The 14,397-nt window shown below is 70.6% G+C and carries 13 protein-coding genes; 9 read left to right on the top strand and 4 right to left on the bottom strand.

The features are described from left to right. The first annotated feature begins 64 nt into the window (after positions 1–64). The 4 genes from AB0959_RS15840 (at position 65) to AB0959_RS15825 (ending at position 6,174) form a co-directional block, all read left to right on the top strand. Positions 65–1,414, top strand: a complete 1,350-nt coding sequence (locus AB0959_RS15840; RefSeq protein WP_366827070.1) for a sensor domain-containing protein — start codon at positions 65–67, stop codon at positions 1,412–1,414. Positions 1,415–2,256: 842 nt separating this feature from the next. Next, complete coding sequence (locus AB0959_RS15835) at positions 2,257–2,916, top strand: response regulator transcription factor (RefSeq protein ID WP_366827068.1); 660 nt, start codon at positions 2,257–2,259, stop codon at positions 2,914–2,916. Positions 2,917–3,173: 257 nt separating this feature from the next. Then, positions 3,174–5,102 carry a 2-oxoacid:acceptor oxidoreductase subunit alpha gene (locus AB0959_RS15830; protein ID WP_366826980.1) on the top strand — a complete coding sequence of 643 codons (1,929 nt, stop codon included), beginning with the start codon at positions 3,174–3,176 and terminating at the stop codon, positions 5,100–5,102. Then, entirely contained in the window at positions 5,095–6,174 is a 1,080-nt protein-coding gene (locus AB0959_RS15825; protein WP_366826979.1) for a 2-oxoacid:ferredoxin oxidoreductase subunit beta, read from the top strand. The genes AB0959_RS15830 and AB0959_RS15825 overlap by 8 nt, the downstream gene beginning before the upstream one ends. A gap of 61 nt (positions 6,175–6,235) precedes the next feature. Here the strand turns inward: AB0959_RS15825 and AB0959_RS15820 are convergent, their stop codons facing one another. The 3 genes from AB0959_RS15820 to AB0959_RS15810 all read right to left on the bottom strand — a co-directional run bounded on the left by AB0959_RS15820 (position 6,236) and on the right by AB0959_RS15810 (position 8,137). Beyond that, complete coding sequence (locus tag AB0959_RS15820; protein WP_366826978.1) at positions 6,236–6,493, bottom strand: hypothetical protein; 258 nt, start codon at positions 6,491–6,493, stop codon at positions 6,236–6,238. 268 nt (positions 6,494–6,761) lie between these two features. Further along, on the bottom strand, positions 6,762–7,433 hold the full coding sequence (locus AB0959_RS15815; protein WP_366826977.1) for a DUF6082 family protein: 672 nt from the start codon (positions 7,431–7,433) through the stop codon (positions 6,762–6,764). A gap of 260 nt (positions 7,434–7,693) precedes the next feature. After that, positions 7,694–8,137: a helix-turn-helix domain-containing protein gene (locus AB0959_RS15810; protein ID WP_366826976.1), complete on the bottom strand. Its 444-nt coding sequence runs from the start codon at positions 8,135–8,137 to the stop codon at positions 7,694–7,696. 94 nt (positions 8,138–8,231) lie between these two features. On the opposite strand from AB0959_RS15810, the gene AB0959_RS15805 reads away from it, so the two are divergent. From AB0959_RS15805 to AB0959_RS15795, 3 genes are all read left to right on the top strand, one after another. Continuing rightward, positions 8,232–9,086, top strand: coding sequence for an SDR family oxidoreductase (locus tag AB0959_RS15805; protein WP_366826975.1), 855 nt, complete (start codon positions 8,232–8,234; stop codon positions 9,084–9,086). 210 nt (positions 9,087–9,296) lie between these two features. After that, positions 9,297–10,421 (top strand): EamA family transporter RarD, encoded by a 1,125-nt coding sequence (gene rarD, locus AB0959_RS15800; RefSeq protein WP_366826974.1) that lies wholly within the window; start codon positions 9,297–9,299, stop codon positions 10,419–10,421. 231 nt (positions 10,422–10,652) lie between these two features. Continuing rightward, a complete protein-coding gene (locus AB0959_RS15795) occupies positions 10,653–11,600 on the top strand; it encodes a M28 family metallopeptidase (protein ID WP_366826973.1) in 948 nt (315 codons plus the stop codon). Between the two features lie 65 nt (positions 11,601–11,665). Here AB0959_RS15795 and AB0959_RS15790 read toward each other — a convergent pair whose 3' ends face one another. Further along, positions 11,666–12,766: a tetratricopeptide repeat protein gene (locus tag AB0959_RS15790; protein WP_366826972.1), complete on the bottom strand. Its 1,101-nt coding sequence runs from the start codon at positions 12,764–12,766 to the stop codon at positions 11,666–11,668. A gap of 244 nt (positions 12,767–13,010) precedes the next feature. Between AB0959_RS15790 and AB0959_RS15785 the strand changes: the two genes are divergently transcribed. Together AB0959_RS15785 and AB0959_RS15780 are read left to right on the top strand one after the other, a co-directional pair. Further along, positions 13,011–13,598 (top strand): DUF6668 family protein, encoded by a 588-nt coding sequence (locus AB0959_RS15785; protein ID WP_366826971.1) that lies wholly within the window; start codon positions 13,011–13,013, stop codon positions 13,596–13,598. A 182-nt stretch (positions 13,599–13,780) separates the two neighbouring features. Continuing rightward, positions 13,781–14,377, top strand: coding sequence for an NAD(P)H-dependent oxidoreductase (locus AB0959_RS15780; RefSeq protein WP_366826970.1), 597 nt, complete (start codon positions 13,781–13,783; stop codon positions 14,375–14,377). Positions 14,378–14,397: the final 20 nt, after the last annotated feature.

Raw genomic sequence — 14,397 nt, 5'->3', positions numbered from 1 at the left:
GCGGCGAGCAAGGTGGAACCACGACATTCGACGTGTGGGATCCGAAGAGAAACGGATGGCGGCCATGGCCACGGAGTACGGACAGGGGTACGGGAGCTGGGGTGGCTCCGAGGCGGTCGGGAAGCGGCGGCACCGGCTCCCGGCGGGACTGCGGGCACCGTTCGAGGCGCGCAGCTGGCGGGAGTTCGCGTATGTGCTGCTGAGCCTGCCGATCGGCATCCTGATGTTCACGTACGCCGTGACGATGGTGTCGCTCGGAGCCGGGCTGCTCGTCACGTTCCTCGGCGTGCCCGTACTGGCCGGCGCGCTGGCGGGGGCCCGGGGGCTCGGCGCGATGGAGCGCGCCCGGGCGCGTGGGCTGCTCGGGGTGGAGGTGGCTTCGCCCGAGCCGCTGCGGATGAAGCGGTCCGGGGCGATGGCGTGGATGGGAGCCATGCTCAAGAGCGGCACCTCGTGGCGGCACATGCTGTACGCGATGGTGCAGTTCCCGTGGGCGGTGTTCTCGTTCGTGGTGGCGGTGAATTTGTGGGTCTTCGGGTGGTCGATGCTGACGTATCCGCTGTGGTTCTGGGTCTTCCCCATGTGGGTGGGCCAGGGCGGGATCCAGCTGTACGGCGACGAGTCGCACCACGTGTACCTGGACAACCCGTTCGAGATCACCGTGACCGTGCTGGTCGGGCTGCTGATCACGATGGCCACGCCGTGGATCGTGCGGGCGCTGACGACGGTGGACGGTCTGATGGTGCGGGGGCTGCTGGGGCCGTCCCTGCTGGCGACGCGGGTGGTGGAGCTGGAGTCCGACCGGGGGGTCGTGGTCGACACCGCGGCGGCCGACCTGCGCCGCATCGAGCGCGATCTGCACGACGGGGCGCAGGCTCGGCTGGTGGCGCTGGCGATGGATCTCGGGCTCGCGAAGGAGAAGCTGGCGGAGGATCCGCAGGCGGCGGCGCGGATGGTGGACGAGGCGCACGGTGAGGTGAAGACGGCGCTGCAGGAGTTGCGGGACCTGGCGCGGGGGATCCATCCGGCGGTGCTCACCGACCGGGGGCTGGACGCGGCGTTGTCGGCCGTCGCCTCGCGGTGCACGGTGCCGGTGCAGGTGGAGGTGGATCTGCCGGTGGCTCGGCCGGCGCCCGCGATCGAGGGGATCGCGTACTTCACGGTGTCCGAGCTGCTGCAGAACGTCAGCAAGCACTCCAGGGCCACTCGCGCGACGGTGGATGTGTGGAAGGTGGACGACCGGCTGATGCTCCAGGTGGTGGACAACGGGGTCGGTGGGGCCGACACGTCGGCGGGGTCGGGGCTGGCGGGGCTCGCCGAGCGGTTGGACGCCGTGGACGGGATCCTGGTGGTGGATTCGCCGGTGGCGGGGCCTACGCGGATCACGGCGGAGCTGCCGTGGCGTCGGGCGTAGGTGGTCGGGCATAGATGGTCGGGCATAGATGGCTGACGGCCTTGCCGGGCCCTCTTGACCTTGGGCCGGCTGGGGTCGCCCTCCGTTCGTGCGGTCGCACGGGCGGGGGGGGCGCCGTGCTGTGTCCGGGCGGGGGCGCCGGGGGTGGGGGGCTGGACAGGGGTCGGGCTCGGAGTCGGCGCCGGGCTCGGAGTCGGCGCCGGGCTCGGGCTCGGGCCGGCTGTCACGCTTCCTGTCGTGAGCGGGCTCGTCCTTGCGCGGCTTCGTCGCCACGGTTCCTGTCGTGAGCGGGCTCGTCCCTGCGCGGCTTCGCCGTCACGGTTCCTGTCGTGAGCGGGCTCGTCCCTGCGCGGCTTCGCCGTCACGGTTCCTGTCGTGGGCGGCTTTCCCGCCGTTGTGGCGCGGGCGCCTACGCTTTTGTTCGTGGGTCGGGGGCGCGCCGCGAGGTCTCCGTCCTCGGTCCGGCGGCGCTGTGGGCGGTCAGCCACTCGGCGGCGGACGCCGGCCGCTGCGGGCGGACACCTCCCGGCACACCCCCTTCGGTACGTACGCGGCTGCGGGTGCGCGGGGGCGGGCGTTGCCTTCGGCGTGTTGCGGCGTCGGAGTGCGGCGGGGCCTTTCAGGGGCGCAGTCATAGTGCAGGGCACGCCCCAGGCCTTCAGGGGCGCGGGGAACTGCGCGACAAGCCACGACGAACCCGCACCGAGCCACCCACAAGAACCCGGCAGACGCGAAAACCGCCCGACCGCCGGAGGCACCACGCGGGATACTGATGTGTCGACAGGCGGCGGGACGCGGCCGGACACACAGGGCTCGGGGGGCCGGGGATCGTGGAGGACAGAGTGCGCGTGGTCATCGCCGAGGATTCGGTGCTGCTCAGAGAGGGGCTGACCCGGCTGTTGACCGACCGTGGGCACGAGGTCGTCGCGGGGGTCGGAGACGGAGACGCGCTGATCAAGACCATCACGGAGCTGGCGGCGCAGGGCGAGCTGCCGGACGTGGTGGTCGCGGACGTGCGGATGCCGCCGACGCACACGGACGAGGGGGTGCGGGCGGCCGTGCAGTTGCGGCGGGAGCATCCGGACCTCGGCGTGCTCGTGCTGTCGCAGTACGTGGAGGAGCAGTACGCCACGGAGCTGCTCGCCGGTTCCAGTCACGGTGTCGGCTATCTGCTGAAGGACCGCGTGGCCGAAGTGCGCGAGTTCGTGGACGCCGTGGTGCGCGTGGCCCAGGGGGGCACGGCACTGGATCCGGAAGTCGTCGCGCAGCTGCTGGGGCGCAGCCGCAAGCAGGACGTGCTCGCGGGCCTCACCCCGAGGGAGCGCGAGGTCCTGGGGCTGATGGCCGAGGGGCGGACCAATTCGGCGGTCGCGCGGCAGCTCGTGGTGAGTGACGGTGCCGTGGAGAAGCACGTCAGCAATATCTTCCTGAAGCTCGGGCTGTCCCAGAGTGACGGGGATCACCGGCGCGTGCTGGCGGTGCTGACCTATCTGAACTCATGAAGAGCTGACACCGTGTCAGATGGGAAATGTCCGCACCACCAGTGGGACGTTGGACCGAGAACCGATGGACGGGTACGGGGCGTCTTCACCGTGAGCGTCGAGTACATCGGGTCAAGTCGGGGCGTCGGGCCGTCTCAGATGCGCATCCATCATGCGAATGGCCGAGGGAAGGCGACCCTTACAGACGTAGGGTTGACCTTGGGACGGCCGCCGGGACGGCCACTCCCAGACAGCCGCCTCAAGGGAGGTCCAGTTCAGTGACCAGCCAGGTCAGCAGCCCAGCGGAGCCGGCCGACGAGGCCGTCGTGGGAGAGCAGCGCAATCCGGCGGGAGTGAAGGGCGTCCGCCGGCTGGATCGAGTGATCATCCGTTTCGCGGGGGACTCGGGTGACGGCATGCAGCTCACCGGTGACCGCTTCACCTCCGAGACGGCGTCATTCGGCAACGACCTGTCCACCCTGCCGAACTTCCCCGCCGAGATCCGCGCCCCCGCCGGCACCCTGCCCGGGGTTTCGAGCTTTCAGCTGCACTTCGCCGACCACGACATCCTCACCCCGGGCGACGCGCCGAACGTACTGGTCGCGATGAACCCGGCCGCTCTGAAGGCGAACATCGGCGATGTGCCGCGGGGCGCGGAGGTCATCGTCAACACCGACGAGTTCACCAAACGGGCGATGCAGAAGGTCGGGTACGCCGCCAACCCCCTGGAGGACGGCTCCCTCGACGGCTACCACCTCCACCCGGTGCCGCTGACCACGCTGACCGTGGAGGCGCTGAAGGAATTCGCGCTCAGCCGCAAAGAGGCCGAGCGCAGCAAGAACATGTTCGCCCTCGGCCTGCTGTCGTGGATGTACCACCGGCCCACCGAGGGCACCGAGAAGTTCCTCAAGGCCAAGTTCGCCAAGAAGCCCGACATCGCGGCCGCCAACATCGCCGCCTTCCGCGCGGGCTGGAACTTCGGCGAGACCACCGAGGACTTCGCCGTCAGCTACGAGGTCGCGCCGGCGGCCACGGCCTTCCCGGTCGGCACCTACCGCAACATCTCCGGGAACCTGGCGCTGTCGTACGGGCTGATCGCCGCGTCCCGGCAGGCGGACCTGCCACTGTTCCTGGGCTCGTACCCGATCACTCCGGCCTCGGACATCCTGCACGAGCTCAGCAGACACAAGAACTTCGGTGTACGCACCTTCCAGGCCGAGGACGAGATCGCCGGCATCGGCGCCGCACTCGGCGCGGCCTTCGGCGGTTCGCTGGGGGTGACCACGACCTCCGGCCCCGGCGTGGCGCTGAAGTCCGAGACGATCGGGCTCGCCGTCTCCCTGGAACTGCCGCTGCTGGTCATCGACATCCAGCGCGGCGGACCGTCGACGGGTCTGCCGACCAAGACGGAACAGGCGGACCTGCTGCAGGCGATGTACGGGCGCAACGGCGAGGCACCGGTCCCGGTGATCGCGCCGCGCACCCCGGCCGACTGTTTCGACGCCGCCCTGGAGGCGGCCCGGATCGCGCTGACGTACCGCACGCCGGTGATGCTGCTGTCCGACGGTTACCTGGCCAACGGCTCCGAGCCCTGGCGCATCCCCGAGCCGGACGAGCTGCCGGACCTGCGGGTCCGTTTCGCCCAGGGGCCCAACCACACCCTGGACGACGGCACCGAGGTCTTCTGGCCCTACAAGCGTGACCCGCAGACCCTCGCCCGCCCCTGGGCGATTCCGGGCACTCCGGGCCTGGAGCACCGCATCGGCGGCATCGAGAAGCAGGACGGCACGGGCAACATCTCGTACGACCCGGCCAACCACGACTTCATGGTCCGCACCCGCCAGGCCAAGATCGACGGCATCGACGTCCCCGACGTCGAGGTCGACGACCCGCACGGCGCGAAGACCCTCGTCCTCGGCTGGGGATCGACCTACGGGCCCATCACCGCCGCCGTACGACGCCTGCGCACCGCCGGGGAGCCCATCGCCCAGGCCCACCTGCGCCACCTCAACCCCTTCCCGCGGAATCTCGGCGCGGTGCTGCGGAGTTACGACAAGGTGGTGATCCCGGAGATGAACCTCGGTCAGCTGGCCACGCTGGTCCGGGCGAAGTACCTGGTGGACGCCCACTCCTACAACCAGGTGAACGGTATGCCGTTCAAGGCGGAACAGCTCGCCACGGCTCTCAAGGAGGCCATCGATGGCTGAGACGTCCACGGAAGGCGCGGGCACGATCGAGGCGCTCTCCCTCGTGCCCAAGGCCGAGGCCAGGCAGTCCATGAAGGACTTCAAGTCCGATCAGGAAGTGCGCTGGTGCCCCGGCTGCGGCGACTACGCCATCCTGGCGGCCGTCCAGGGCTTCATGCCCGAGCTCGGTCTCGCCAAGGAGAACATCGTCTTCGTCTCCGGCATCGGCTGTTCCTCCCGCTTCCCGTACTACATGAACACCTACGGGATGCACTCCATCCACGGGCGCGCGCCCGCCATCGCCACCGGGCTGGCGTCCTCGCGCCGTGACCTGAGCGTGTGGGTCGTCACCGGTGACGGTGACGCGCTCTCGATCGGCGGCAACCACCTCATCCACGCCCTGCGCCGCAACATCAACCTCAAGATCCTGCTCTTCAACAACCGGATCTACGGCCTGACCAAGGGCCAGTACAGCCCCACCTCCGAAGTCGGCAAGATCACCAAGTCGACGCCGATGGGGTCCCTGGACGCACCCTTCAACCCGGTATCGCTGGCGATCGGCGCGGAGGCGTCCTTCGTGGCGCGGACGGTGGACTCCGACCGTAAGCACCTCACGGAGGTGCTGCGGCAGGCGGCGGCCCATCCCGGCACGGCGCTGGTGGAGATCTACCAGAACTGCAACATCTTCAACGACGGCGCCTTCGAGGTACTGAAGGACAGGCAGCAGGCCGAGGAGGCCGTGATCCGCCTGGAGCACGGGCAGCCGATCCGCTTCGGCACCGACGACTCCAAGGGCGTGGTCCGCGACCAGGCCACCGGTGATCTGAAGGTCGTCACGGTGACACCGGAGAACGAGGCGCGGATCCTGGTCCACGACGCGCACGCCACGTCACCGACCACCGCCTTCGCGCTGTCGCGGCTGGCGGACCCGGACACACTGCACCACACTCCGATCGGCGTGCTCCGGTCCGTGCGGCGGCCCGTGTACGACGACCAGATGTCGGACCAGCTGGACTCCGCGATCGAGCAGAACGGCAAGGGGGACCTGGGGGCGCTGCTGGCCGGCGGGGACACCTGGACGGTCGTCGGCTGACGGTCGGAGGTAGTCGTCTTCGAGGGCCTGGGGCGCGGTACGCCTCCAGGCCCTCCGTCCGTCATACGTCGGGGATGTCCCGCTTGGCGCGGACGAGAGTCTCGCGGGTGATGACGACGATGCGCTCGTAGTCGGCTCGGGCCGCGTCGGAGGGGAGGTGGGGGTCGAGGGCGGCGGTGGCTTCGGTGCCGATGACGGCGAAGTTGCCGTCGGTGAGTTCGAAGAGGTCCGGGCAGGACTCTCCGGTCAGGCTCCCCCGCTGGCGGGGCGAATCACCGAGCCGTCGGGTGATGCGGGCGGAAGAGAGCTCAATGCGCAACGGGCGGTCCCCTCTCACTCGGGGCGGTGAAGCCCCGGGTTTGGGGGTGGCGCCCTATAACGACTGACGCACCCCCGGGGTCACGGCGACCCCGGCAAAATTCATGACCCGACGCGTTCCTCCCCAACCCTGCCGACCCGTCATGATCGCTCCTGGCGGACGGCGTACCGAAGCACGGCCTACCGAAGCAGGGCGTACCGAAGCAGGGCGTACCGAAGCACGGCGTACCGAAGCACGGCGTACCGAAGCACGGCGTACCGAAGCAGGGTCAGGAGCGGCTCTCGCCCGGGGGCTCGGGGGCGTGCCCAGGCGCGTGCCCGGGCATGGCTGCGGGACGACCGGGCGCGTGCCCGGGCGCAGGGTCCACCTCCTCGGGCGCGGGACCCACCACCCACCATTCGTCCGGGTCCTCCGCGAGCTCTTCCATGATCGTGTCGACGGCTCTGCCGACCCGGGCCTCCAGGGACTCCTCGGGCAGGCTCCTGCGGTGCTCGACCGTGCGTTCCCAGTACTCCGCGAAGACCTCGTTGCGGGAGAGCATGCGCAGGTGGCCGACCAGTTCGTTCCAGTCGACGTAACCGATGCGGTGGGCCAGCAGGATCGTGCCGTACTCGCGGTTGGCGAACATCAGCTGGCGGCGCTTGAGGTCGGAGATCCCGTTCAGGGTGGACAGGGCGGCGGCGAGCGAGGGGTCGTCGATCGCGCGGTCCAGCTGTTCGGTGACGAGGCGGTGCTGCCGGATCAGGTTCGCGCGGTGGATCTCCTCCACCATGTGCTCGATGCCCTCGGCGATGCACCCGAGCCTGGCGAGGAGTTCCACGGTGAGCTCCTCCTGACGCCGACGGCGGTCGCCGCGCGCGCTGAACGGCGCCCGCACCAGGCCGAGAGCCGACACCACCGCGGACCCGATCCGCCGCGCAACCGGAGTCAGTGTGGCCATGTCAAGCTTCTCCCCGGACGGTAGCCGCAGACGGTAGCCGTGCAGCCCGGCCGGTGGCATGGGCGGGCCGGCGCACGGTGGGCGAAACCGCCCCTCCCCTCAGCCTGCCCGGCGGTTCGATCGCGCGTGAGAGGCAAGAGGGGGGCGCACGGGTGGACATGGCTTGTACGTCGACGGGCGCCCTGACCCGTGTGTGCCCCACGGGCGCCGGGCCGGGAGGCGGGACGGGCGGCCCCTCTCCGCTCGCAGACCCTCTCCGCTCAGGGTCGCGCTTTCGCGACCCCGGCCCCGGCCCTGGCCCCGGCTCCCGCGGTCTTCGCCACGTCGTACGCCTCCCGCGCCTTCTCCACCTCACCCATCCGCTCCGCCGTCCACATGGCCAGCGCACGGACCTGCTCCGCGGCCTCGCGGCCCAGATCGGTCAGGGAGTAGTCGACCCTCGGCGGGATCACCGGCTTGGCGTCGCGGTGGACCAGGCCGTCGCGCTCCAGGGTCTGGAGCGTCTGCGTCAGCATCTTCTCGCTGACCCTGCCGATCGCCCGGCGCAGTTCGCTGAAGCGGTACGGGCGGTCCAGGAGCTCGATCAGAACGAGGACGCCCCAGCGGCTGGTGACGTGCTCCAGGACGAGACGGTACGGGCACATCTCCTCGCCGAGGTCGTACTTTCCGGTGGGGACGTTCGTCGTGACGCTGCTTACGGCCATGCCAGTACCTTACTTCAAAGTGGGTACTTTCGGAGAGTTAGCGCTCCCCTTAGGGTTAGCGGCAGAGCCACCCCACCGAGGAGTTGTCTGCATCATGAGCATCGTCGTCACCGGCGCCACCGGGAACCTGGGCCGCTTCGTCATCGAGGGCCTGCTGGAGAAGGTTCCCGCCGAGCAGATCACCGCTGTCGTGCGCAGCGAGGAGAAGGCCGCCGGGTTCGCGGCCCGCGGCGTGAAGCTCGCGATCGCCGACTACAACACCCCCGAGACCTTCGACGGCATCCTGTCCGCCGGTGACAAGGTGCTCCTCATCTCCGGCAGCGAGGTCGGCAACGACCGCGTCGGCCAGCACAAGGTCGTCATCGAGGCCGCCAAGGCCGCCGGTGTCGCGCTCCTCGCCTACACCAGCGCCCCGGGCACCCTGAAGGCCGCCCTCGCCGACGACCACCGCGGCACCGAGGAGGCGCTCCTGGCCTCCGGCCTGCCCTACGTCCTGCTGCGCAACGGCTGGTACAACGAGAACTACACCGAGAACCTCGCCCCCGTGCTGGAGCACGGTGCCGTCGTCCAGACCGCCGGCGAGGGCCGGATCGCCTCCGCCGCGCGCGCCGACTACGCGGCCGCCGCCGTCGCCGTACTGACCGGCGAGGGTCACGAGAACAAGACGTACGAGCTGAGCGGCGACACCGCGTGGGGCTACGCGGAGTACGCGGCCGAGATCGCCAGGCAGACCGGCAAGGAGATCGTCTACAACTCCGTGCCCGCCGACGTCTACGTGGGCATCCTGACCGGCGCCGGGCTGCCCGAGCCGTTCGCCCAGATCCTGGCCGGCGTGGACGCTTCCATAGAGAAGGGCGAGCTGGCCGGCACCCCCGGTGACCTGTCCCGCCTGACCGGCCGGCCCACCACGCCGATCGCCGACTCGATCGCGGTCGCGCTGAAGGCCTGACGCCCGGCCCGGGCCGCTCCTGAACAGCCCCCTGAGCAGCCCTCCTGAGGAGCCCTCCTGCCGAGCGCCTCTCGAGGCCTCCTCGGCACCTCCTCCTGGAAACCCCGTCTGTCATGACCGTATAGCGATACGGGCATGACAGGCGGGGGCGGTCGGCGTTACCGTCGATCGGGGCCGCGTCGACGCGCCCGTGCGAGTGAGGAGAGGCCGTTGTCCGGGCAGTCAAGGCGTGACCATCGAACCGGCCTCCTCAACGGCTTCGCCGCGTACGGCATGTGGGGCATCGTCCCCCTGTTCTGGCCCCTGCTGAAGCCCGCCGGGGCGGCCGAGATCCTCGCCCACCGGATGGCCTGGTCCCTCGTCCTCGTCGGCGCCGCGCTGCTGGTGCTGCGGCGCTGGTCCTGGGCCGGTGAGCTGCTGCGGCAGCCGCGCAGGCTGGGGCTCGTCACCGTGGCCGCGGCGGTCATCACCGTCAACTGGGGTGTGTACATCTGGGCCGTGAACGCGGGCCAGGTGCTCGAGGCCTCCCTCGGATACTTCATCAACCCTCTGGTGACCATCGCCCTCGGTGTGCTCCTGCTGAAGGAGCGGCTGCGGCCGGCGCAGTGGGCCGCGGTCGGCGTCGGCTTCGCCGCCGTCCTGGTACTCACGATCGGCTACGGGCGGCCGCCGTGGATCTCCCTGTGCCTGGCGTTCTCCTTCGCCACGTACGGCCTGGTGAAGAAGAAGGTCGGCCTCGGCGGCATCGAGTCGCTGGCGGCCGAGACCGCGATCCAGTTCCTGCCCGCCATGGGCTATCTGCTGTGGTTGAGCCGGCAGGGTGAGTCCACCTTCGGGTCCGAGGGCCCGGGGCACGCCGCGCTGCTCGCCGCGACCGGCGTCGTCACCGCGCTGCCGCTGATCTGCTTCGGCGCGGCCGCGATCCGCGTTCCGCTGTCCACGCTGGGGCTCCTGCAGTACTTGGCGCCCGTCTTCCAGTTCCTGCTCGGCGTCCTCTACTTCGGCGAGGCCATGCCGCCCGAGCGCTGGGCGGGCTTCGCGCTGGTCTGGCTGGCGCTGTCGCTGCTGACCTGGGACGCGCTGCGCACCGCGCGCCGGGCGGCCCGCGCGCTCAGGAGCGGGATCAGCGGGGCCGTGACCAGCGGAGCCGTGAGCGAGGCGCGTGACGCCGCGAGCGCCGCCGCCGCGTCCGCCATCGTGGGCGAGCCCGTCCCCGATCCCGTCCCCGGCACTGCCCCCGATCCCGTATCCGGTGCCGCGCCCGACCCCGTGTCCGGTGCCGCGCTCGACCCCGTGTCCGGTCCGGCGGACGTCAAGCCGCGGACCGCCCCGTAGACCACCGGTTCCACCGGGATCCCGTTCGCTTTCCAGGCGGACGTCCGCCCAGCGGACGGATGTCGCCCGGTCGCCCGTTATGCGAACACCCCTGACCGAATACCACTCTTGACGCTCAGTCAGTCACACCAGCACCATCCGAGGCACCCCATTCACTGTGGATTCACCGCGTGTCCGCCATGAACCCCGTGGCGGTCCCGGAATCCCTACGGAATTCGGAGCCCCCCACTCATGAAGCTCTCCGTTCCCGGGCGTGCCACGGCGGCTGCCGCTGTCGCGGCCGTCACGCTGCTCACCACCGGGTCCATAGCCGGGGCGGCCCCCGCCCCCGAGGCGGCGGCCGCCGCACCCGACCTGCCCGTCGCCAACGTCAAGGCCCATCTCACGCAGTTCCAGTCCATCGCCACCGCCAACGGCGGCAACAGAGCGCACGGGCGTGCCGGTTACAAGGCGTCCCTCGACTACGTCAAGGCCAAGCTGGACGCGGCCGGGTTCACCACCACCGTCCAGCAGTTCACCTCCGGCGGCGCCACCGGCTACAACCTGATCGCCGACTGGCCGGGCGGCGACACCAACCAGGTGATCATGGCGGGATCACACCTGGACAGCGTCACCTCGGGCCCCGGCATCAACGACAACGGCTCGGGCTCGGCCGCCGTCCTGGAGGCGGCACTCACGGTCGCGCGGACCAACTACCAGCCCACGAAGCACCTCCGGTTCGCCTGGTGGGGCGCGGAGGAGCGGGGCCTGGTCGGCTCGCGCTACTACGTCAACAACCTCTCCACCGCGAACCGTGACCGCATCAGCGGCTACCTGAACTTCGACATGATCGGCTCGCCGAACCCGGGCTACTTCGTGTACGACGACGACCCGGCGATCGAGAAGACGTTCAAGGACTACTTCGCGGGCATCGGCGTCGCCACGGAGATCGAGACCGAGGGCGACGGCCGCTCCGACCACGCCCCCTTCAAGAGCGCGGGCGTCCCGGTCGGCGGCCTGTTCACCGGCGCGAGCAACACCAAGTCCGCCGCGCAGGCCGCCAAGTGGGGCGGTACGGCCGGGCAGTCCTTCGACCGCTGCTACCACTCCTCGTGCGACACGACGTCCAACATCAACGACACGGCGCTGGACCGGAACGGGGACGCGCTGGCGTACGCGGTGTGGGAGCTGTCCTCGTAGCCGGGGAGGCAGCGGTCCTCGTGTGACGGTGACGAGGGCCTGAGCGACACGGATCCCGGGGCCGGTCAGTGCTCCGCGCCGGCGGCCGGCTCCGGGGACTCGCTCGCCCGCGCACGGTTCGCCAGACGGCCCATGCGGGTGCGCGCCGACTCGAGTTGCTCGATGTCCTCGGCCGCGGGACCGGCTTCAGCCGTGAGGCCGGTCCACACGTCGATCAGGTCGCCGCCCAGGCGCAGCCCCTCGTGCGGGTCACGGACGGCACGCCAGGCGGCTGCCGCGCTCTGGACGTCGCCGTAGGCGGCCCGGGCGTCGTGCCGGCGGTGGCGGACCCGGGCCAGGTCCAGGGAGAGCTGGAAGGACCTGGGCATGTCTCCGCCCAGGTAGGCGATGTAGGCGGCCAGTTCGCGCAGCCACAGGACCTCCGGGTGGTCCGGGCCGAAGGTCTCGGACGCCTGGGCGGTGGTGAGTTCGGCGAGGTCGGCGGCCTCGTCGATCCGGCCCGCCCGCACGGCCTCGTTGATCCGTCCGACGGGCTCCGCGTAGGACGAGGGCTCCGACCCGTCCGCGTCCGCGGTGCCCATCACGGCCTCGGCGATCTCGAACTCCCTTACGGGGGGCGGCTTGGGGGCGGAGTCGTCGTCCTCGGTGGCGGTGACGGGAGTGGGAGCGGGAGCGGGCTCCGGCGGGGGTACGAGCGTGGGAGCCGGGCCGAACTCTCCGACCGGAGGGGAGACCGTATCGGCGGGAGTCGCCGCGGCCTGCGGCGAGGACTCCCCGACGCCGAACTCCGCTTCCGGCCCGGACTCCTCCACCCGCACCGGCTCGTCGGCGAAGCTGCTGGAGCCGTCCACGGAGATCCGGAGGGGCACGGCGTAACCGATGCGCTCGTCGTGGACGGTGGCGAGGACGGAGTGGCCCGTGGCGACGGCGATGCGGTGGAGGTAGTCGAGGACGGTGTTCTGGAGGGGCTCGTCGGGGAGGGCCACCACCGGCATGCCGCCCACCGACGCGCCGGACCCGGACGCCGGTACCCGCACGTCGATCGGCAGCGTCCCGGACCCCGAATCCGGGTACTCCGAGTACTTCGGGTAACCCGAGTGCTCCGGGTAATCCGGGTACTCCGGCCGCTCGAATTCCCGCTTCTGTTCGCGGCTGAGTCGAGACATGGTTCCTCACTCGGGTCAGAAGAAGGGGCATCGGACGGCAGAACAAGGGGACTTCGGGCAGAACCGCACCCTCGGAGCCACGAAGGACGCCACGAAAGTCACAGCCCCTCCCTGACCAGTCTCTCCGATCTCCCCCGCTCCCCGCGTCACCGCAGCGTCACAGGCTCGTCCCAGGAGCGGATATCGCGCTTCCGGGAACGCCCGATCACTATGAAGATCGGTAACGGACGAGGAGGAGAGGGCAATGCAGGGGCAGCGAGAACAACAGGCGCCGAGCGGACCGGAGATCTGGGTACGGGGACCGGTCGCCGAGCCGGAGCAGCGGCAACCGCAGCAGCGGCAAGAGCAGCGGCAACCGCAGCAGAGCCAACCACAGCAGCGGCAACCGGAGTCGAACGGCCGACTGGTCGCGAGTCCCCGGCGGTTCGCCTGGGTCGCCACGCACGGCGGGGCGGGCACCACCACCCTCGCGACCGTGTTCGGCGGCCATGACACCGGGCGGAACTGGCCCCGGCCCGAGCACGGCGACCCCGAGTCGATCCTGCTGGTGGCGCGGACGCATGCCACGGGGCTCAACGCCATCTCGTACACGCTCGACACCTTCCGGCGCGGTGACGCACCGCCGGGGCTCGACCTCGACGCCGTCGTCCTGGTCGCCGACGCGCCCGGCCGCCTGCCCCGCCAACTGGCCGAGCACGTCAAGCTGATCAGCTCCGTCATCGACGTCTACCACGTTCCCTGGATGCCGGCCTGGCGCATCGGCGACCTCACCGCCCCGCTGCCACGGGAGAGCGCGGACCTGGCCCGCCTGACAGGAGCGGCCGCGGTCTGAGACCACCCGGGACGGCCCACTGCAGGACCCTCAGGCAGGACCTCCGGCAGGACCTCTGGCAGGACCCCTTGGCTTTTGTTGCATGCGCATATAGCCTTGTGCGCACATAGACTGTGTGCGCATGTAGAGCGTGTCCGCACGCAAAGCGCTCCCGCAATCAAGCCTCACACTCTGGAGGACTCGTGAGCCGCACCTTCCTGTTCCTGCTCGGCAGCGGCCGTCCCGGTGGCAACACCGAGATCCTGGCCCGCAGGGCCGCCGAGCAGTTGCCCGCCGACGTCGAGCAGCGGTGGATCCGCCTCGCCGAGCATCCGCTGCCCGACTTCGAGGACCTGCGCCACCGCACCGGCCACGTCCCTCCGGCCAGCGGCGACGAGGCGCTGCTGCTGGACGCCACGCTCGCGGCCACGGACGTGGTGATCGCCTCGCCGCTGTACTGGTACTCGGTGTCCGCCCCCGTCAAGCGCTACCTGGACCACTGGTCCGGCTGGCTGGAGACCCCGGGCATCGACTTCACGGCGCGGATGGCCGGCCGCACCCTGTGGGGCGTCACCGCGCTCGCGCACGAGGAGGAGGTGGTCGCCGAGCCTCTCGTCGGCACGCTCAACCATTCGGCCGCGTACCTGCGCATGCACTTCGGCGGGGTCCTGTTCGGCAACGGCAGCAAGCCCGGCGACGTCCTGAACGACTCGGCCGCGCTCGCCCGCGCCAAGACGTTCTTCACCCAGGAGCCGCCGCTCGCGCGCTACCCGTTCGAGGTCGGAGCCGAGGCCGCGTGACCGCTGAGCGGTGCTGTCCT

It is taken from the genome of Streptomyces sp. NPDC046862 (genome assembly GCF_040704615.1).
Taxonomy (GTDB): domain Bacteria; phylum Actinomycetota; class Actinomycetes; order Streptomycetales; family Streptomycetaceae; genus Streptomyces.
The sequence above is the reverse complement of the archived record's forward strand: the minus strand, read 5'-3'. Positions and strand labels throughout refer to the sequence as shown.